The organism is Kitasatospora sp. NPDC057595, from assembly GCF_042800875.1.
GTDB lineage: Bacteria > Actinomycetota > Actinomycetes > Streptomycetales > Streptomycetaceae > Kitasatospora.
Window position 1 is genome coordinate 59841 of sequence record NZ_JBHVGL010000027.1, and the last position, 19001, is coordinate 78841.

Below are 19001 nucleotides of genomic sequence, written 5' to 3' on the forward strand. Positions count from 1 at the left end.
GAAGTGGATCACCGGCGGGTCAGGGCCGCCGCTCCTTCTGGTCCTCCCTCAGCCGCTGACTGATCACCTGCGAGATGCCGTCGCCCTTCATGGTCACCCCGTACAGGGCGTCGGCGGACTCCATGGTCAGTTTCTGGTGGGTGATCACGATCAGCTGGGAGCTCTCCCGCAGCTCCTCCATGATCGCGATCAGCCGCCGCAGGTTGGTCTCGTCCAGCGCGGCCTCCACCTCGTCCATGACGTAGAACGGGCTGGGCCGGGCCTTGAAGATCGAGACCAGCAGCGCCACCGCGGTCAGCGAGCGCTCGCCGCCGGAGAGCAGCGACAGCCGCTTGACCTTCTTGCCGGGCGGGCGGGCCTCCACCTCGACGCCGGTGGTCAGCATGGACTCCGGATCGGTGAGCACCAGCCGCCCCTCTCCGCCCGGGAACAGCCGGGAGAACACGCCCTCGAACTGCGCGGCGGTGTCGTGGTAGGCGGCGGTGAACAGCTGCTCGACCCGCTGGTCGACGTCCTTGACGATGTCGAGCAGGTCGCGCCGGCTGCGCTTGAGGTCGTCCAGCTGCTCGCCGAGGAAGGTGTGCCGCTCCTCCAGGGCGGCGAACTCCTCCAGCGCCAGCGGGTTGACCTTGCCCAGCTGCTGGTACGCCCGCTCGGCCGAGCGCAGCCGCTTCTCCTGCTCCGCGCGGACGTAGGGGTACGGCTCGTCCGGCTCCCGCCCCTCCTCCGGCGTGGACGGCGGGACGAGCTGGTCCGGCCCGTAGGAGGCCAGCAGTTCGGAGCCCTCGATGCCGAACTCCTCCAGCGCCCGGCCCTCCAGCTGTTCGATCCGCAGCCGCTTCTCCGCCCGCAGCACCTCGTCACGGTGGCCGGCGTCGACCAGCTTGTCCAGCTCCTCCTTGAGCTCGCGCCCATGCCCGCGGTGCTCCTTCAGTTCCGCCTCGCGCACCGCCCGGGCCTGTTCGACGGCGGCCCGTTCGGCGTCCGCGCGGGCCAGCGACACCTCCAGGCAGGCGAGCAGCTGCCGGGCGCCCCCGGCGACGGCGCCGGCCACGGCGGCGTCCCGCTCGGCGCGCCGGCGGCGTTCGGCGGCCCGGGCGCGCGCCTCGCGCTCGGCGCGGGCGGCCCGGTCCAGCTGATCGGCCCGGCCGGCCAGGGCGCGGACCCGCTCCTCGTGGGTGCGCACGGCGAGCCGGGCCTCCAGTTCGGCCTGCCGGGCGACGGTGGCGGCCGCGGCCAGCCGCTGCTGTTCGGCGGCGTCCGGCTCGTCCTCGCCGTCGGCGGCGGTCTCCTCGGCGACCGTCAGCCGCTCGGCCAGTTCCTCGGCGGTGGCGAGCAGTTGGGCCAGGCCCTCCTCGGCACGGCCGGCCGCGGCGGTCAGCCGTTCGGCCTCGCCGGCGGCGGCCCGGGACTGTCCGCCGAGCCGGCCCAGGGTGCCCGCCACCTCGGCCCGCTCGCGTTCCAGCTGCCGGCGCCGGACGGCGAGTTGCTCCAGTTCGGCGGCGGACTCCCGGCGCCGTTCGGTGAGTTCGGCCAGTCGCCCGGCCGACTCGGCGCAGTGGACGTCGAGTTCGCCGATCGCCCGGACGGCCTCGTCCACCGCGGCCTGGGTCTCCAGCAGGCTGGGGGCGGCGCCGGAGCCACCGTGCGCGAAGCCGGCGCCGAGCCGGTCGCCCTCGGCGGTGACGGCGCTCAGCGCGGGGTGCGCGGCGACCAGCCGCAGCGCCTGGTCGAGGGTGTCCACCACCACAACGCCGGCCAGCAGCCGGACGACGGCGTGCCGCAGTTCGGCCGGGCCGTCGACGAGGTCGGCGGCCCAGCGGGCACCGGGCGGCAACTCCTCCGCCGGGTCGGCCGGTTCGGGGGCTCCGGCGATCAGCAGGGCGGCCCGGCCGGCGTCCTCCTTGCGCAGCAGCCGCAGCGCCTCGGCGGCGGTGTGGGGCGAGTCGACGGCCACCGCGTCGGCGGCGGCGCCGAGGGCGGCGGCGACGGCGGTCTCGTGGCCGGGGGCGGTCCGCAGCAGCGCGGCGGCCGGTCCGAGCAGCCCGGTCGTCCGGTCCCCGGCGGCGAGCAGTGCGCCGCTGCCGTCCTTTCGGCGCAGGCCGAGCGCCAGCGCCTCGTGCCGGGCGGTCAGCGCGGCCCGTTCGCGCTCGGCGGTGCCGGCGGCCTCGCGCGCGGCGGCGAGCTCCTGCTCGACGGCGGCGAGCCGTTCCCGGGCGCCGTCGTGCGCGGTGTCGGCGCGTTCGCCGTCCTCGGTGTCGGCCTCGACCCGGACCCGCAGCTCCTCGTACTCCTGCCGGGCGGCCCCGGCGCGTTGCAGCGCCTCGTCGCGGGCCTCGGCGAGCCGGCCGATCTCGGCCTCGGCGGCGGCGGCCTTGGAGCGGGCGGCGGCGGCCTGCCCCTGGAGCCGGGCCAGTCCCTCGCGGCGGTCGGCGATGGCCCGGGCGGCGTCCTTGAGCCGACGCTCCTCGACGGCGAGGGCGCGTTCCAGCCCGGCCCGGCCCTCGACGGCCTCGTCGAGCGCCTCCTCGGCCTGCTCCAGGGCCGCGGCCAGCGCCGTCTCCTCCTCCCGGACCCGTCCGGCCTCGCGCTCCAGCTCCTCCGGGTCCCGGCCGCGCCGCTCCTCGGCCTGCCCGCCGCCGGCGGCGGCGTGCCGGGCCGCGGCCTCGGCCAGCCCGATGGTGCCGCGGGTGCGCTCGGCCAGCGCGGAGAGCCGGTACCAGGTCTGCCGGGCGGCCTCCAGGCCCGGGCCGAGCTGCTGGACCTGCGCCTCCAGCACGGCCTCGCGCCGGATCGCGTGGCCGAGTTCCTGCTCGACGGTGGAGCGGCGCAGCCGCAGGGCCAGTTCGTCGGCGATCTCCGCCTCGACGGCGGTGCGCAGCGCGAGCAGGTCGTCGGCGAGCAGTCGCAGCCGGGCGTCGCGCAGGTCGGCCTGGATGCCGGCGGCGCGCCGGGCGATCCGGGCCTGCCGGCCGAGCGGGCCGAGCTGGCGGCGCAGTTCGGCCACCAGATCCTGGACGCGGTTGAGGTTCACCTGCATCGCGTCCAGCTTGCGCAGCGCCTTCTCCTTGCGCTTGCGGTGCTTGAGGACACCGGCCGCCTCCTCGATGAAGGCACGCCGGCCCATCGGATCGGCGTGCAGGACGGAGTCGAGCTGTCCCTGGCCGACGATGACGTGCATCTCGCGGCCGATGCCGGAGTCGGAGAGCAGTTCCTGGATGTCGAGCAGGCGGCAGGTGTCGCCGTTGAGCGCGTACTCGCTGCCGCCGTTGCGGAACATCGTCCGGGTGATGGTCACCTCGGAGTACTCGATCGGCAGGGCGCCGTCGGTGTTGTCGATGGTGAGGCTGACCTCGGCGCGGCCGAGCGGGGCGCGCCCGCTGGTCCCGGCGAAGATGACGTCCTCCATCTTGCCGCCGCGCAGCGACTTGGCGCCCTGCTCGCCCATCACCCAGGAGAGCGCGTCGACGACGTTGGACTTGCCGGAGCCGTTGGGCCCGACCACGCAGGTGATGCCGGGCTCGAAGCGGAGGGTGGTCGCGGAGGCGAAGGACTTGAACCCGCGCAGCGTCAGACTCTTCAGGTGCACGCGCCGGTCTCCTCACCTCGCTCGCCAGGGGCTCCAGCGGCGACTGTATCCCCCGGCGGTGCGGCGGCAGGCTCCCGGACACGGCCCCGGACACGACGAAGGGACGCCACACGGGGCGTCCCTTGCAAGCTGCGTCCCTTTCGGGGCGGCTCAGTGCACAGCGGCGTCGATCGAGGGAGATCGGGCGGGACTCAGGTGAGAGCCGGCTCCCGCTGATCCAGGTCGATGCTGTTGAGCAGCGAGTGCTCGCCGGCGACAGCGGTGAGAGCGTCGTTCTCAGCCTGCATCCGAAGGAGCTCGGCTTCGAGATCCTGGACGCGCTGCTGCAGCCGTCGCATCTCGGAGAGCATTCGCGGGTCGGGGCCGCCGACGTACCCGAGAAGCGCCTTTGCCATGATGAATGGTCCTCCACGCTGAGTGACCGAACCGGAACGGTACAGGTCTAGGGGGAAGGGGGACGCACGCGCGGCGCGCACCGGCAGTGCTGGCTGGGCACTACGGCACAACCACCGTGAGCTGGGCTCACAGGGGCGTGTGCCTACCGGAATGACGCGGTCGTGTGCGCGGGCTTCCAGCGTCTCACCAAAGACGGTACGGGTCAACACGATCACCGCACGCTACCGCGCCCCTGTCACCTGCCTGGCGGTGTCGTCACGCTGGCTGGCCACGAAGGGGGGTCCACCACGTGCTCGTGGATCATCGTTCGATGCGGAGTCAACCACGAGTCTGCCCGGATGGCAACCGTACGACACCGCCGGTTGCCGATCGTTTTCCGGCGGCTCGTCGCGAGCCGGGCGCGCGGGGGCGGTCAGCGGATCGCGAAGCTCTCGTAGCCGGGGCCGACGGCGGTCCAGATCTCGGTCACCCCGGCGACCCGGCCCGGGGTGTCGGGGCCCCTGAGCAGGGCGAGCAGTTGTTCGCAGTCCGGGGCGAGGCCCTCGGCCACCACCTGCACCCGGCCGTCGCCGAGGTTGCCGGCGTAGCCGGTCAGGCCGATCTCCAGCGCCCGCGCCCTGGTCCACCAGCGGAAGCCGACCTCCTGGACCTTGCCGCGCACCCAGGCGGTGACCCGGACCGGCTCGTCACTGTGGGCGTCGCGATCGTGCATGCCACCGACCCTATCCGCCCCGACCGTGGCACGCGTCACGGGGCGGACGGCCCCTCGGCCGTCCACCCCGGGCTTCGGACCTCCGCCCGCAGGTCGGCGGCGCGCCCGGGTTCGCCGCAGGTCCGGCAGACCCAGTACGGGTCGTACGGGTGCGGCGGGTGCCCCTCGGGCGCGTGCTCGAAGACCACCGGCGGCTCGGGCAGCACCCAGCGGTCGCCCCAGGCGAGCAGGGCCTGGGTGAGCGGCGCGAGGTCGCGGCCGGCCTCGGTCAGGTGGTACTCGTAGCGCGGCGGCCGCTCGCTGTAGGCCCGGCGCTCGACCACGCCCGCCTCCTCCAGTGCCCGCAGCCGCGCGGTGAGCCGGTCGCGGGGCGCCCCGGTGTTGCGGGCGATCCGGTCGAACCGGTGGTTGCCGTAGAACAGCTCCCGCACCGCGAGCAGCGCCCACTTCTCCCCCACCACGTGGAGCGCGGCGGCGATCGAGCAGGGCCGCCCGGGCAGGGACGGCGGGGCGGGGAGGTCGGAGGTCACGCCGGACAGCCTGCCACACAGGGTTGGGTTCTCAAACCCTGCCGCTCAGGACGGCCAGCCCCGCCAGGGTCTTGAGCTGCCCGGGAGCCACCCGCACGGCGACGGTCGAATCGTCCGCGAACCGCAGCTCGACCCGGCGGGCACGCGAGCCGGCGCGAGGGTCCGGGGGCCTGCGCAGCCGGAACGGCCCGAGATCGGTCAGGTGCTCGGCCGCGAACGCGCCGCGCCGCTTCAGCAGCAGGACCCGGCGGTCGGTGACGGCCAGCAGCACGAAGCCGAAGGTGTCCGACGAGCGCGACGGCTCGGCCTCCCGGGCGGCGGCGGCGAACCGGCCGGCGGTGCTCTCCCAGCCGCCCCGCACCGGCGGCGTGGCCAGGCGCCCGCCGACCACCAGCACGGTCAGGCCGGCCAGGCCCACCAGCACCTCGGGTTCCAGGAGGTCGAGACCGTGCTCGATCGTATTCTCCACGCCGGCCTCCACGTCCCGCCCGGACCGCCGGTAGCGCTTCGGCGGCCGGAGGACCAGCGCGCTCAGCCGGACCTCGACCAGTCCCAGCAGTTCCTCGTCCCCCCCCCCCCCCCCCCCGCGCAGCCACCGCTCTGCCAGGGCATGATCCGGTGCCACTCCCCCGCCCCCTCCGTCGGCGTCCCCTCCCCGACACGCCACGGCCCCCGCCGGTCACCCGACGGGGGCCGTGGGCCGATCATCGCATCGGCCTGAGGCTCAGGACAGAGCGCGTGACGGCGTCAGAACCCGCCACCGAAGTCGCCGCCACCCCCGAAGTCGCCGCCGCCGCCGAAGTCACCGCCGTCGAAGCCGCCACCGAAGTCGGAGGCGTTGAAGTCCGCACCGGAGAAGTCGCCGCCGTCGAAGCCGGCGCCCGCGTCGACGGGGCCGGCCGCGTACGCCGGGGTGGCCATCATCGAGCCGAGCATGGTGCCGACCAGCAGCCCGGGCAGCAGACCGCCGCCGCCGAAGCCGCCGAAGTAGCCGCCCGCCCAGGGGCCGTAGGCCGGGCCGGCGTTCCAGTACGGCTGCGGGCCGTGCTCGGTCGGGACGGTCCGGACCTCCGGGTCCAGGCCGGCCGCCAGCCGGTCCGCGTCGGCCTTGCAGACCGGGACGGAGCGGGCGGCGCCGCCCGCCGGGGACCACTCGGCGTCCAGCACGGACGGGCCGTGCCGCGGGTCGAAGAAGCACGGCGGCCGGCGCTCCGGCAGCGGGCGCTTGTCCCGCCGGGCCGCCAGGGTGGCCAGCGCGAACCGGCCGTCCTCCAGCGCCTCGGTCACCGGCTTCACGTCCTCCGGCCCCTTGGCCTCGTCCATCAGCCGCTTGGCCGTCTCGTACGAGTCCAGGGCGTGGGTGTAGTCGCCGCGCTGCACGTCGTCGGCGTCCGCGGCGGACGGCACGAAGTCGAGCCGGTCCAGCTCCTCGCCGTAGGCGGTGATGTCCTCGTCGACCACCTGGCGCAGCTGTGCCAGGTCGGCCCGGCGCTGCTCCTCCTTCTTCCGCTTGGCCCGGCGGAACAGCAGGAAGACGCCGGTGCCGGCGAGCGCCAGCAGGGCCAGCGGGACGACCACCGCGGCGGCGGAGACGCCGCCGCTGTCGCTGTTCACGCCGTGCCCCTTGATCTGCGGGGCGGCGGTGTCGACGAAGTCGTTCAGGGTGGCGTCGATGTTGCCGGGGTGGGAGCGGAAGGAGGCTCCGGCGATCCGCTCGGCGCTCGCGCTGGCCAGCGCGGCCTTGTCGGAGCGGGCCTGGAACTGGTCCCCGCGCCAGATCGCGTAGGTGCCGGTGATGCCGACCTTGGTGCGCAGGTCGTCGAAGACGGTCCTGGCGCCGTACGGGTCGGCGGCCGGGACGACCGCCACGAAGATCGGCTTGTCCGCCTTGCGGATCTTCGCGGTCAGGGCGTCGGCCTGGCTCTGGCCGAACCGGTCCGCCATCGCCGGGTCGACGTAGACCCGGCCCTGCTTGAGCGTGGCGGCCGCGTCGTCGAGACCGCCGGCCGCCGAGGCCGCCGGTGCCAGCAGGAGCAGCAGCCCGAGCAGCGCCGACACCAGCGCCACCGGCCCGACGCCCCGGGAACGTCGTCGTGCAAGGGTTCTCATGCCTCGACGCTACCCCGAACGGCCCCGGTGCAAGGCATACCGGCCGGGCGCCACCCGGCCGGGCACCCCCACCGTCCGCCGGGGTGCGTCCCCTTCTCCGGGATGATCTTGCGCCCCACCGCCCCTGAACCGGCCCCGGGGCGGGAACCCGGCCAACGGCCCGCGCGTACCTCCCGGCGGACAGCGGACCGGACCGGACGCCGGGCAGGGCGTGCCGACCGTACCCCTCGACCGGGCACACTGGTGGCCGTACCACCTCCTCATGACCATCTTTTGACCATCCCGCACCACCCCTCCTGATCGGAGCTCCGCGTGTTGATCGGCCTCGTCACCGCCGTGGCGGCCTCCGCCTGCTACGGCACCGGTTCGGTCCTGCAGGCCGTCGGCTCCCGGCGCTCCGCACGCGAGGAGGCCGCCCGGGGCGGAGCCTCCACCGGCACCACCGCGCACGGCGGGCCCAGCCTCGCCTCCACCGCCAAGGCGGCCGTGACCTGGGAGTTCATCCTCGGCACGGTGCTGGACTTCATCGGCTTCGGGCTCGGCGCGCTGGCCGCCCGGATGCTGCCGCTCTTCCTCTCCCAGACGATCATCAGCGCCAACCTGGTGATCACCGCAGTGCTCTCGATCAAGCTGCTCGGCATCCGGCTCAAGCAGCTGGAGTGGGCCTCGATCGGCGTGCTCTGCTCGGCGCTGGTGCTGCTCGCGGTCTCCGCCGGGCCGGAGGGCGGCCACCACGCCGCGATGGCCTTCCACTGGTGGCTGCTGGCGATCACCACCGTGCTGCTGGCCGGCGGCGGCCTGCTGGTGCGCCGGATGGGCGCCAACGGCGCGATCGTCGCCGGTCTGCTCTCCGGCCTCGGTTTCGGCGCGCTCGGCGTCGGCGTGCGCATCCTCAACGGCGTGGAGCCGTTCGACCTCGGCCGGCTGCTCTCCGACCCGGCCCTGTACGCGATCCTGGTCGGCGGCATCGGCGGCATGTACGTGCACACCGTGGCGCTGCAGATCGGCTCGGTGAACGGCGCCACCGCCGCCCTGGTGGTCGGCGAGACGGTGCTGCCCGGCGCGGTCGGCGTGATCTGGCTCGGCGACTCCTCCAAGGCCGGCCTCGGCTGGCTCGGTGTGCTCGGCTTCCTGATCGCGGTGGTCGCGGCGGTCGGCGTCGCCTACTTCGGCCAGGACACCCACGGCGGACAGCCCGAACCGGCCCCGGCCGAACCGGAGCTCGCCAAGAACTAGGTCCCGCGGGTCACCGCACCCGCGGTGCGCGCTGGCAGCGGGGGCAGAAGTAGCTGGAGCGGTTCATCCAGGCGGCCCGCCGCATGGCGGTGCCGCAGCGCCGGCAGGGCTCGTGCTCCCGCCCGTAGGCGTCCAGGTCGCGGGAGAAGTAGCCGCTCTCGCCGTTCACATTGACGTACAGGCTGTCGAAGCTGGTGCCGCCGACGGCCAGCGCCGCCGTCATCACGTCCCGGGCGTTGGCCAGCAGCAGCAGCGCCTGCGGCCGGGTCAGCGTCGCGGTCGGCCGGTCGTAGTGCAGCCGGGAGCGCCACAGCGCCTCGTCGGCGTAGATGTTGCCCACCCCACTGATCAGCGTCTGGTCCAGCAGCGCCCGCTTGACGGTGGTGCGCCGGGCGCGCAGCGACGCCGCGAAGGCGGCGTCGTCGAAGCGGGGGTCCAGCGGGTCGCGGGCGATGTGCGCGATGGAGAGCGGGGTGCCCTCCGGATCGCCGTCCTCGGCCTCCTCGACCGCGAGACCGCCGAAGGTCCGCTGGTCGACGAAACGCAGCTCGCGCCCGCCGTCGGTGAACCGCAGCCGCACCCGCAGGTGCGTCTCGTCCGGCACCGTCGGGTCCTGGACCAGCAGCTGGCCGCTCATCCCGAGGTGGCCGATCAGCGAGAAGCCTTCGCCCGCCCCGGACAGCGGCACCCAGAGGTACTTGCCGCGGCGCTGCGCCGCACCGAGGGTGGTGCCGGTGAGCCGGGCCGCGAAGTCCGCAGCACCGGCCGGCTGACGGCGCACCGCGCGCGGGTGCAGCACCTCGACGCCGGCGACGGTCCGCCCGGCGACCCAGTTCGCCAGACCGCGGCGGACGACCTCGACCTCGGGAAGTTCGGGCACGGGAACACGCCTCCAGCGGAACGGACTCGGCTCTGCAGGAGGAAGGCTACTGCGTGGTCAGGCGCTGTTCGGCAGGCGGTCGGCGTACTTCTCCCTGATCGCCCGCCAGGCGCTCTCCGCGGCCTTCTGCTCGGCTTCCTTCTTCGAGCGGCCGACGCCGCTGCCGAAGTCCTCGCCGGCCACCCGGGCCGCCGCGGTGAAGGTCTTCTCGTGGTCCGGACCGGACTCCTCGACCACGTACTCCGGCACTCCGATGCCCACCGAGGCGGTGAGCTCCTGGAGGCTGGTCTTCCAGTCCAGGCCGGCGCCCAGCTGAGAGGATTCCTCGATCAGCGGGTCGAACAGCCGGTGGACGAACTCGGTGGCGGCGTCCAGACCCCGGTCCAGGTAGACGGCCCCGATGACCGCCTCGACCGTGTCGGCGAGGATCGACGACTTGTCGCGGCCGCCGGTGCCCTCCTCGCCCTTGCCGAGCCGGATGAACGCGCCCAGTTCCAGGCCGCGGCCGACGTCGGCGAGCGCGCGCGAGTTGACCACCGCGGCGCGCAGCTTGGCGAGCGTGCCCTCCGGGACGTCCGGGTGGACGCGGTAGAGGGTGTCGGTCACCACCAGGCCCAGCACCGAGTCGCCGAGGAACTCCAGGCGCTCGTTGGTGGGCAGGCCACCGTTCTCGTACGCGTACGAGCGGTGGGTCAGGGCACGTACCAGAAGGGCGCGCTCGAGCGTGTACCCGAGGCGCCCTTCCAGGACGTCGTATTCGGTCGAAGCCGGCCCGCCGGCCCTGCCACCGCCCGAAGGAGTCTTCGGAGCCGTGGTCGCCTTGCGGGAGGAGTTACCGTCCGACATCGATCCGTGCACCCCGCCGATCAGACCGAGAGGACCTGGCGGCGGTTGTACGTGCCGCAGCTCGGGCACGCGATGTGCGAGAGCTTCGGCTCGTGGCAGCGGTCGCACGCCACGAGGGCCGGGGCAACGGCCTTCCAGTTGGACCGGCGGTGGCGCGTGTTGCTGCGCGACATCTTCCGCTTCGGAACAGCCACGGCTACTTCTCCTGGTTCTCGGCGAGACCCTCACGGGTGTCGCTGTTCTTGATTCCGTCACCCTCGTCGCCGTGGGCGGCGGAGAGTCCCTGCAGAGCCGCCCACCGGGGGTCGGCGGCGTCGTGGTGGTGCGCCGGGTCGTCGCTCAGGCGCGCTCCGCATTCGGAGCACAGGCCCAGGCAGTCTTCCTGGCACACCGGCTGCAGCGGCAGTGCGAGCACCACCGCGTCACGCAGCACCGGCTGGAGGTCGAAGTAATCGCCCTCCAGGCGGTAAGTCTCTTCCTCCGAGTCCTCTTCGAGGTCCTCGGCCCCGGCGGTCCGGGCGCGGTGGCGCTCGTCGGACTCCGGGTAGTAGTACAGCTCCTGGAAGTCCACGTCGAGGTCGGACTCGACCGGCTCCAGGCACCGGACGCACTCGCCCTCGACCCGGGTCTCGGCGGTGCCGGTGACCAGCACGCCCTCGACCACGGACTCCAGGCGGAGTTCCAGCGTGATCTCGCTCTTCTCCGGGACACCGATCACATCGATGATCCCCAGGCCCTCGGGGGCCTCCAGGGTCCGGGTCACCCTGCGCAGCGCACCCGGACGACGGCCCAGCTCGTGCGTGTCGAACACGAGGGGGTCGCGGTGGTCGAGGCGGTTCAAGGTGTCCTGACTTCCTGAGGGGTTCCGGTGCGCGGCGCTGCTCGTCGGGGGATGCGCGGGCAGACCGACGGCCCGACACGGAGAGGCCGGAGTGGTCAGACTACCCGAGTCTCCCGCCAGGCCCAACTTCGTGCCCGCGCCCTACCGGCCGCCGAGCTCCCGCAGCCGGGTCATGTCGATCATGCTGGTGTCGAAGAAGCTGGTCTCGTCCAGCCCGGCCTGGGTCTGCTGCGGCACGGGCGCGGGCGGGTTGGCGGGCTGCTGCGGGTAGCCGTAGCCGGCGTTGTACTGCTGCTGGTCCTGGTAGCCCTGCTGCTGGGGCGGGTAGCCGTAGCCGCCGCCCTGCCGGCCGTCGTCGTACCCGGGCTGCTGCCCGTGCTGCTGGCCCTGCTGCTGCTGGTAGGCGTACTGGGCGCCGTACGGGTCCGCGGCCTGGCCACCGGCCGGGTCGTAGCCGCCGCCGTACACCTCGGCGTACTGGGCGCCGCCCTGCTGCGCGGCCGCGTACTGGTCCGCGCCGGGCGCCTGCCAGCCGGCCGCGGCCGGGTTCTGCTCCGGCCAGGTCTGCTGCTGCGGCACCTCCTCCCGGTACCAGGCCAGCTCGGTGCCGTCCGCGTCCCCGGCGAAGCCCGCCGCGACCGCCTCGGCCCGCTCCTTGGCCTGCTGCGCCTCGTCGGCGGCGGCCAGGTAGGCGCCGAGCTCGTCGATCGGCCGCTTGCCGGTCAGCTTGTCGCGGCCCTTGCCGACCGCCTCCAGGGTCGCGCTGAGCACGTTCTCCAGGGTGGCGAGCTTCACATCGACGTACTCGTCGACCTCGGGGCTGGGGCTGATCCGCTGCGGCTGGAACTCCTCGCCGTCGGTCTCGCCCTCGTACTCGGTCTCGAAGACGCTCGTGTCACCGCGCAGCTTGGTGCGGCCGCGGCCGACGGCGCCGAGCGTCTTGGTCAGCACGACCTCGAAGTTGGCGAGCTTGCTGTCCACGTAGTCGTCGGCCTCGGCGCGCTTGGTCTCGATCTCGGCGCGGGCCTCGGCGAGGATCCGGTCGGCCTCGGCCTGGGCGCGGCGGACCACCTCGGTGTCGGAGATCAGCGAGCCGCGCTCGGAGTGCGCGCCCTGGATGATCCGGTCGGCCTCGGCCTGGGCGTCCGCGACCACCGATTCGTGGTCGGCCATCACCGACTGGGCCTGGGCCAGCTCGGCGGGCAGGGCCGCCCGGAGGTCCTGGAGCAGGGTGATCAGCTCGGCACGGTTCACCACGCAGGAGGCCGACATGGGCATCGAGCGGGCGTTCTCGACGGCCGCCACGATCTCGTCGACCTTGTTCTGCACGTCCACGGGGCTTCGTCTTTCCGTGTGCCGCCGAGGTCCGGCGGAGGCAGCGCCCGGCGCGGTGGACGTCACCGCAGGGGCAGGAATACAGACTGTACGGCCACTGCCGGGCGAGGTCACAACGCCTGCGCGCGGCCGCCTTTCCACCCCTCGGGCAAACCGTGACGAACCAGCAGAAACGGACGTCCGGTCATCCCGGGTTCACTGCTGGGCGCTCCGCTCGGCGATCCGCTCGACCAGCCGGTGGTGCACCGTCTCCGGCAGCAGGTGCGAGACGTCGCCACCGTACGAGGCGACCTCCTTGACCAGCGTCGAGGAGAGGAAGCTGTACGTCGGCGAGGTCGGCACGAAGAGGGTGTCGACGCCGCTCAGGCCGTGGTTCATCTGGGCCATCTGCAGCTCGTAGTCGAAGTCGCTGACCGCGCGCAGGCCCTTGATGATCGCCGGGATGCCCCGGTCGCGGCAGAAGTCCACCAGCAGGCCGAGGTGCGACTCGACGACCACGTTGCCGTACTGGGCGGTGGTCTCCTCGATCAGCTCGATCCGCTCCTCGACCGTGAACATGCCCTGCTTGTTGCGGTTGATCAGCACCGCGACGTGCAGCACGTCGTACAGCTTCGAGGCCCGCTCGATGATGTCGAGGTGACCGTTGGTGATCGGGTCGAAGGACCCGGGGCATACGGCGCGGCGCATGGCGTGTGTGCTCCCTCGTGGGGTGACGGGAATCCGGCGGGCCCGGGCCCGCTAGGGGTGGTGGCGGGTCTCGGCGGCGGCGCGACCGTACCAGAGCGTGCCCTCGCCGTAGCGGCGGGAGCGCAGCGTCTCGAAGCCCTCCGGCCACTCGAACGCGCCGCCGCGGGTGCTGCGCTCCACGGTGACGAGTGCGTCCTCCGCGAGCCAGCCCCCAGCCGACAGTGTGATCAGCATCTCGCGCACCTCGTCGTCGGTGACGACGTACGGCGGGTCGAGGAAGACCAGGTCGTACGGGGCCTCCGGGGCGGGTCCGGCGATCACCTTCTCGGCCCTGGCCGCCTTCACCAGCGCACCCGGCAGGCCGATCGTCCGGACGTTCTCCCGGATCACCCGGGCCGCCTGGGCGTCCGCCTCGACCAGCAGCACGTGCTCGGCGCCGCGCGACAGCGCCTCCAGGCCGACCGCGCCCGATCCGCCGAACAGGTCCAGCATCCGCGCCCCGTGCAGGGGCGCTCCGCGCAGCGCCTCCAGGGTGGAGAACATCGCCTCGCGGGCCTTGTCGGAGGTCGGGCGGGTGCCCCGGCCGGGCGGTACGGCCAGCCGGCGGCCCCCGGCCGCCCCGGCGATCACGCGGGTCATGGTGGTGGGAGGTCCTTTCGTCGCTGCCCGACCACGCTATACGGCCGTGGCCCCCGCCGGTCCGCCCGGCGGGGGCCACGCTCACGCACTCAGGTGATCAGCTCGCCTCGGAACCGGCCGTCCGGGCCGGCACGGCCGCGCCGAGCAGCGACGGCGAGGCGTAGCGGGACCAGGACAGGCAGCCGTCGGGCGGGCAGTACTCGGGGCGGCGCGGGTCGTGGCCGAGCTCGCGCAGCTTGGTGCGGACGGAGTCGGGCGTGCGGCCGAAGCGGGCGGCGATCCGGGCGACGGTCTCGCTCTCGTGGAAGCGCCGGACCAGCTCCTCCTCGTGCTGCGGCACCCAGGGGGCGCCGTGGCCGGGGTAGAGCTCGCGCAGCACGTCGCGGTCGGGGATGGGCTCGGAGACGTCGGCGACGATCGCCAGCGCCCGGAGCGCGCGGTTGAGCGCGATCCGCAGCGAGGCGACGTCCTCCACCGGCAGCCGCAGCTTGCCGGAGGCGAGCGGGGCGGCGGCGGCCCCCTCGCGCCAGCCGGTGAGGGTGAGGGTGACCTCGCGGTCGTCGTCGCTGGCGAGTTCGATCCGGAAGACCTTGTCGCCCAGCGGGAGCTCGTTGAGATGACGGAATGCCATGGCTAAACCCCCAAGTGTCGTGCCAGGAACGCACCTTGGGGGTGCGCCCTGAACACCTTCATTCTCTCGTGGGGGTCTGACAATCGGGCCCGGCCGAAGGGCTCCTCAGCCCTTCTCCATGTAGGCCGCGCGGTCCTCGTCGAGCAGGCTCTCCAGGACGGTGCGCAGGTCCGGGTGGGCGGCGAGGTCCGGGTCCTCGGCGACCAGCCGGGTGGCCTCGGCGCGGGCGGTGACGATGACCTCCTCGTCCTCCAGCACCGAGAGCACCTTGAGCGAGGACTTCACACCGGACTGCGCCTGGCCCAGCACATCGCCCTCGCGGCGCTGTTCGAGGTCGATCCGGGACAGCTGGAAGCCGTCCAGGGTGCCCGCCACCGCGTCCAGCCGGGCGCGGGCGGCGCTGGCCGCCGGCATGTCGGTGACCAGCAGGCAGAGTCCGGGGGCGGAGCCGCGGCCGACCCGGCCGCGCAGCTGGTGCAGCTGGGAGACGCCGAACCGGTCCGCGTCCATGATCACCATCGCGGTGGAGTTGGGGACGTTGACGCCGACCTCGATCACCGTGGTGGCGACCAGCACGTCCACCTGGCCGGCCGCGAACCGGCGCATCACCTCGTCCTTGGCCTCCGGGGCGAGCCGCCCGTGCAGGATCTCCACCCGCAGCCCGGCCAGCGGGCCGCCGGTCAGCCGGGCGGCGGTCTCCACGACCGACAGCGGGGGCCGCCGGTCGCCCTCGGCCGCGGCGCCCTCGTCGGGCGCGTCGTCCAGCAGCTCCTCCAGGTCCTCGGCCCGGCGCCCGCGCTTCGCGCCCTTGCCGCCCTTCGGCCCGTCGGGCTCCTCGTCGCCGATCCGCGGGCAGACCACGTACGCCTGGTGGCCCTTGGACACCTCCTCGCGGACCCGCTCCCAGGCGCGGGTCAGGAAGTTGGGCTTCTCGACGGCCGGCACCACATGGGTGGAGATCGGCGAGCGGCCGGCCGGCAGCTGGTCCAGGACGGAGGTCTCCAGGTCCCCGAAGACGGTCATCGCGACCGTGCGCGGGATCGGGGTGGCCGTCATCACCAGCAGGTGCGGCGGCTGCTCGCCCTTGGCGCGCAGCGCGTCCCGCTGCTCGACGCCGAAGCGGTGCTGCTCGTCGACCACCACCAGGCCGAGGTCCTGGAACTGCACCTTGTCCTCGATCAGCGCGTGGGTGCCGATCGCGATGCCGGCGTCCCCGCAGGCCATGTCGAGCAGCGCCTGGCGCCGGGCCGGGACGCCCATCGACCCGGTGAGCAGCACCACCCGGGTGCCCAGGTCGGACCCGCCGAGCAGGCCGCCCTCGGCGAGGTCGCCCATCATCTCGACGACGGAGCGGTGGTGCTGCTGGGCGAGCACCTCGGTGGGCGCCAGCAGCACCGCCTGCCCGCCGGCGTCGACCACGGCGAGCATGGCGCGCAGCGCCACCATGGTCTTGCCGGAGCCGACCTCGCCCTGCAGCAGGCGGTGCATCGGGTGGTCGCTCGCGAGGTCGGCGGCGATCTCGGCGGCCACCTTCCGCTGGCCCTCGGTCAGGGTGAACGGCAACCGGGCGTCGAAGGCGTCCAGCAGGCCGTCCGGACGCGCCTCGCGCGGCTTGGCGGGCAGCGCGGAGTCGGCGGCCCGGCGCTGGGCGAGGGCCACCTGCAGGACGAACGCCTCGTCCCAGCGCAGCCGTTCCTGGGCGCGTTCACGGTCGGCCTGGTGGCGCGGCCGGTGGATCAGTTCGAGTGCCTCGGGCAGCCCGATCAGCCCGTGCCGCTCGCGCAGTTCGGCGGGCAGCGGCTCGCCGACGTCGGACAGGTGCTTGGTGAGCGCCGTCTCCACGCAGAGCGAGAGCTTCCAGCTGGGCATCTGGGCGCTGGCCGGGTAGACCGGGATCAGCCGTCCGGCGAACTGCGCCGCGGCGTTGTCGCCGTCCGCCTCGTCGAGCAGCTGGTAGTCGGGCGAGGCCAGTTGGCGGGCCCGGTTGAACACCCCGACCTTGCCCGCGAACAGGCCCTGCGTCCCGGGCCGCAGCTCCTTCTGCCGCCAGCCCTGGTTGAAGAAGACCAGCGAGAGCCGGCTGCGGCCGTCGGTGACCACCACCTCCAGGCGGTCGCCCTTGCGGCCGCGGAAGGGGATCAGGGTGACCTTCTCGATCCGGGCCAGCACGGTGACGTGCTCGTCGATCTCCAGCTCGTCCAGACTGGTGAGCTGGCCGCGTTCGACGTACCGGCGCGGATAGTGGTGCAGCAGGTCCCCGACCGTGCGCAGCTTGAGGCTGTCGGCGAGCACCTTGGCGGTCCGGTCGCCGACGAGCTTGGTCAGTGGTTCATCGAGAGCGCCCATCAGGCCCCTGTTTACACCACCGGACCGACAATCCGGGCGCTCACTCCACGCCGATCAGCAGCGGCGCCGACTCCTGGCCGCCGTGGAAGACCACCGCGTCCACCTCGGGCCGGCTGTGCCGGGCATGGGCGACGAGGTCCTCGGCGAGGCCCTCGGGGGCGCCCTCGCCGAGGACCAGGGTGACCAGTTCGCCGCCCCCGCCGAGCATCCGGTCCAGCACGCTCGCGCCGACCTCGGCGAGGCCGGCACCGATCACCGCGACGTCCCCGTCGATCAGGCCGAGCACGTCGCCGGCCTGGCAGACCCCGGCCATGGTCCAGGACTCGCCCTCGGCGACGGCCAGTTCGGCGTACCGGGTGGCTCCGGCCGCGGAGGTCATGGCGACCACGTCCTCGTCGAAGCGCCGCCCGGCCTCGTGCACGGCGAGCGCGGCCAGGCCCTGGACCGGCGAGCGGGTGGGCAGCACGGCGATCCGCACGCCCTCCTCGCGCAGCTGGTCGGCGGCGGCCCCGGCGGCGGCCCGCAGTTCGGGGTCGTTGAGCAGCAGCACCACCTCGCGGGCGGCGGCCCGGCGCACCGCGGCGGCGAGCTCGGCGCTGGCCGGCGGACGGCCGGGCTCGGCGTGCAGGACGACCCCGCCGGCCTGTTCGCAGAGTTCGGCGAGGCCCGCGCCGGAGACCACCGAGAGCACCGCCCGGGCCGGCCGCTCGGGCTCGCCGCGGTCGGCGGCGGCGCCGGAGCGGGCGGCCGCCTCGGCGAAGTGGGTGATCCGGATCTGGTGCGGGCGCCCGGCCTCGACCCCGGCCTCCACCGCGGCGCCCGCGTCGTCGACGTGGACATGCACGTTCCACAGACCGTCGCCGCCGCCGACCACCAGCGAGTCGCCGAGTTCGCCGAGCCGCGTCCGCAGCACCGGCAGCGCCTCGTCGGGTGCGTCCAGCAGGTAGATCACCTCGAACGCGGGGTGCCCGGGGCCGGGCGGGCGCACGTGCGCCTCGCAGCTCGCCACGGACCGGACGTCGCCCCGCAGCGCGACCGGCCCCATCGGCTGGTGGCCGGCCACCGCGTCGGCGAGCGCCCCGAGGACGGCGACCAGACCGCGGCCGCCGGCGTCCACCACCCCGTTCTCGGCGAGCACGGCGAGCTGCCGGGGGGTCTGCCGCAGTGCGTCGCGGGCGGCCCGGTGGGCGGCCTCGGCGACCTGCCCCAGCCCGTCGCCGGCCCGGCCGGCCTCCCGGGCGGCGATCCTGGCGACGGTCAGCAGGGTGCCCTCGACCGGTTCGGCGACGGCCTGGTAGGCGGCGTCGGCGGCCCGCTGGAGGGCGGCCCGCAGCTGGTCGGCGCCGCCGCCGTCGGCGAGCCTCTCGGCGGCGCCGCGCAGCCACTGGGCGAGGATCACCCCGGAGTTGCCGCGGGCGCCGACCAGGGCGCCGCGGGCCATCGCCCGGGCGGTCTCGGCCAGGCCGGGCGCCGGACCGGGGCCCGGGTCGGCGAAACGGCTCTCCACCTCGGCGGCCGCCGACTCCACGGTCAGGTACAGGTTGGTGCCGGTGTCGCCGTCCGGGACGGGGTAGACGTTGAGTGCGTCGATCTCCTCGCGGGCCTGGCCGAGCGCGCGCAGCGCCAGTTGGCACCAGCTGCGCACGGCCGGGGCGTCGAGCGTGTGCAGCACCAGGTCTCCTCCGGAGATGGGACGCCGTGACGGCCTGAGGGGCGGCAACACCTTCAGGCGGTGGCGAGGGGTCGTAACGGCAGGTTATCGGGGGCGGGGAGGCGGCGGCGGACACGGCGACCGGAGCGATCACCTGGCCGGTCATGGTAGTTTCGTTGAACGGAAGCAAGCGTTGTATGCTCTTCCGGTTGCCTGGAACAGGTCCAGGCTCACCCCTTGGTCCGGTTCGGTTCACGTGAGTGCTCCGCTGGTCTGGCGGGGTTGTCTCATGTAAATGATCTGAAGTCTTGGAGTGACTCCTGTGGCTGCCAACTGCGACGTCTGCGGCAAGGGGCCGGGCTTCGGCAACAGCATCTCCCACTCGCACCGCCGTACCCCCCGTCGCTGGAACCCCAACATCCAGACGGTGCGCGCTGTGGTTGGGCGGACGCCGAAGCGGCTCAACGTCTGCACCTCGTGCATCAAGGCCGGTAAGGTCTCGCGCTGACGCGCAGACCGGTATGCCGGTCCTCCAGTGAGTCGGTTCATCCTCGGGTGAACCGGCTTTCTGTT

18 protein-coding genes are annotated in these 19001 nt (G+C 73.9%); 2 read left to right on the forward strand and 16 right to left on the reverse strand.

Translation table 11 applies throughout. The annotated features are described in order from the left end of the window. Positions 1–19: 19 nt before the first annotated feature. The 6 genes from smc to ACFU9E_RS31170 all read right to left on the reverse strand — a co-directional run bounded on the left by smc (position 20) and on the right by ACFU9E_RS31170 (position 7336). Entirely contained in the window at positions 20–3589 is a 3570-nt protein-coding gene (gene smc, locus ACFU9E_RS31145) for a chromosome segregation protein SMC (RefSeq protein WP_380682750.1), read from the reverse strand. A 191-nt stretch (positions 3590–3780) separates the two neighbouring features. Beyond that, positions 3781–3984 carry a hypothetical protein gene (locus ACFU9E_RS31150; RefSeq protein WP_270143783.1) on the reverse strand — a complete coding sequence of 68 codons (204 nt, stop codon included), beginning with the start codon at positions 3982–3984 and terminating at the stop codon, positions 3781–3783. A 413-nt stretch (positions 3985–4397) separates the two neighbouring features. Beyond that, positions 4398–4697: an acylphosphatase gene (locus ACFU9E_RS31155; RefSeq protein ID WP_380682749.1), complete on the reverse strand. Its 300-nt coding sequence runs from the start codon at positions 4695–4697 to the stop codon at positions 4398–4400. 35 nt (positions 4698–4732) lie between these two features. Further along, positions 4733–5227 (reverse strand): winged helix-turn-helix transcriptional regulator, encoded by a 495-nt coding sequence (locus tag ACFU9E_RS31160; RefSeq protein ID WP_380682748.1) that lies wholly within the window; start codon positions 5225–5227, stop codon positions 4733–4735. 31 nt (positions 5228–5258) lie between these two features. Beyond that, positions 5259–5696 carry a hypothetical protein gene (locus ACFU9E_RS31165; RefSeq protein WP_380682747.1) on the reverse strand — a complete coding sequence of 146 codons (438 nt, stop codon included), beginning with the start codon at positions 5694–5696 and terminating at the stop codon, positions 5259–5261. Between the two features lie 278 nt (positions 5697–5974). Continuing rightward, complete coding sequence (locus ACFU9E_RS31170; protein ID WP_380682746.1) at positions 5975–7336, reverse strand: hypothetical protein; 1362 nt, start codon at positions 7334–7336, stop codon at positions 5975–5977. A gap of 312 nt (positions 7337–7648) precedes the next feature. On the opposite strand from ACFU9E_RS31170, the gene ACFU9E_RS31175 reads away from it, so the two are divergent. After that, positions 7649–8572, forward strand: a complete 924-nt coding sequence (locus ACFU9E_RS31175; RefSeq protein WP_380682745.1) for a hypothetical protein — start codon at positions 7649–7651, stop codon at positions 8570–8572. Positions 8573–8582: 10 nt separating this feature from the next. Here ACFU9E_RS31175 and mutM read toward each other — a convergent pair whose 3' ends face one another. From mutM to ACFU9E_RS31225, 10 genes are all read right to left on the reverse strand, one after another. Further along, positions 8583–9452 carry a bifunctional DNA-formamidopyrimidine glycosylase/DNA-(apurinic or apyrimidinic site) lyase gene (mutM, locus tag ACFU9E_RS31180; protein WP_380682744.1) on the reverse strand — a complete coding sequence of 290 codons (870 nt, stop codon included), beginning with the start codon at positions 9450–9452 and terminating at the stop codon, positions 8583–8585. A gap of 57 nt (positions 9453–9509) precedes the next feature. Next, the gene (rnc, locus tag ACFU9E_RS31185; protein ID WP_380682743.1) at positions 9510–10298 is read right to left on the reverse strand and encodes a ribonuclease III; all 789 of its coding nucleotides are present in this window, start codon (positions 10296–10298) and stop codon (positions 9510–9512) included. A 20-nt stretch (positions 10299–10318) separates the two neighbouring features. Beyond that, positions 10319–10492 carry a 50S ribosomal protein L32 gene (rpmF, locus tag ACFU9E_RS31190; RefSeq protein WP_097236113.1) on the reverse strand — a complete coding sequence of 58 codons (174 nt, stop codon included), beginning with the start codon at positions 10490–10492 and terminating at the stop codon, positions 10319–10321. A 2-nt stretch (positions 10493–10494) separates the two neighbouring features. Next, entirely contained in the window at positions 10495–11139 is a 645-nt protein-coding gene (locus ACFU9E_RS31195; protein ID WP_355369665.1) for a DUF177 domain-containing protein, read from the reverse strand. 141 nt (positions 11140–11280) lie between these two features. Continuing rightward, positions 11281–12474, reverse strand: coding sequence for an ATP synthase F0 subunit B (locus tag ACFU9E_RS31200; protein WP_380682742.1), 1194 nt, complete (start codon positions 12472–12474; stop codon positions 11281–11283). A gap of 195 nt (positions 12475–12669) precedes the next feature. Beyond that, the gene (coaD, locus tag ACFU9E_RS31205) at positions 12670–13161 is read right to left on the reverse strand and encodes a pantetheine-phosphate adenylyltransferase (RefSeq protein WP_380682741.1); all 492 of its coding nucleotides are present in this window, start codon (positions 13159–13161) and stop codon (positions 12670–12672) included. A 51-nt stretch (positions 13162–13212) separates the two neighbouring features. Then, positions 13213–13800 (reverse strand): 16S rRNA (guanine(966)-N(2))-methyltransferase RsmD, encoded by a 588-nt coding sequence (rsmD, locus tag ACFU9E_RS31210; protein ID WP_380682740.1) that lies wholly within the window; start codon positions 13798–13800, stop codon positions 13213–13215. A 97-nt stretch (positions 13801–13897) separates the two neighbouring features. Next, positions 13898–14431 carry a hypothetical protein gene (locus tag ACFU9E_RS31215; protein WP_380689046.1) on the reverse strand — a complete coding sequence of 178 codons (534 nt, stop codon included), beginning with the start codon at positions 14429–14431 and terminating at the stop codon, positions 13898–13900. A 105-nt stretch (positions 14432–14536) separates the two neighbouring features. Next, positions 14537–16777 carry an ATP-dependent DNA helicase RecG gene (gene recG / locus ACFU9E_RS31220; protein WP_380689044.1) on the reverse strand — a complete coding sequence of 747 codons (2241 nt, stop codon included), beginning with the start codon at positions 16775–16777 and terminating at the stop codon, positions 14537–14539. Positions 16778–16817: 40 nt separating this feature from the next. Beyond that, complete coding sequence (locus tag ACFU9E_RS31225) at positions 16818–18449, reverse strand: DAK2 domain-containing protein (protein WP_380715530.1); 1632 nt, start codon at positions 18447–18449, stop codon at positions 16818–16820. Positions 18450–18750: 301 nt separating this feature from the next. Here ACFU9E_RS31225 and rpmB point away from each other — a divergent pair, with 301 nt between their 5' ends. Next, a complete protein-coding gene (gene rpmB / locus ACFU9E_RS31230; RefSeq protein ID WP_073813963.1) occupies positions 18751–18936 on the forward strand; it encodes a 50S ribosomal protein L28 in 186 nt (61 codons plus the stop codon). The last annotated feature ends 65 nt before the right edge of the window (positions 18937–19001 follow it).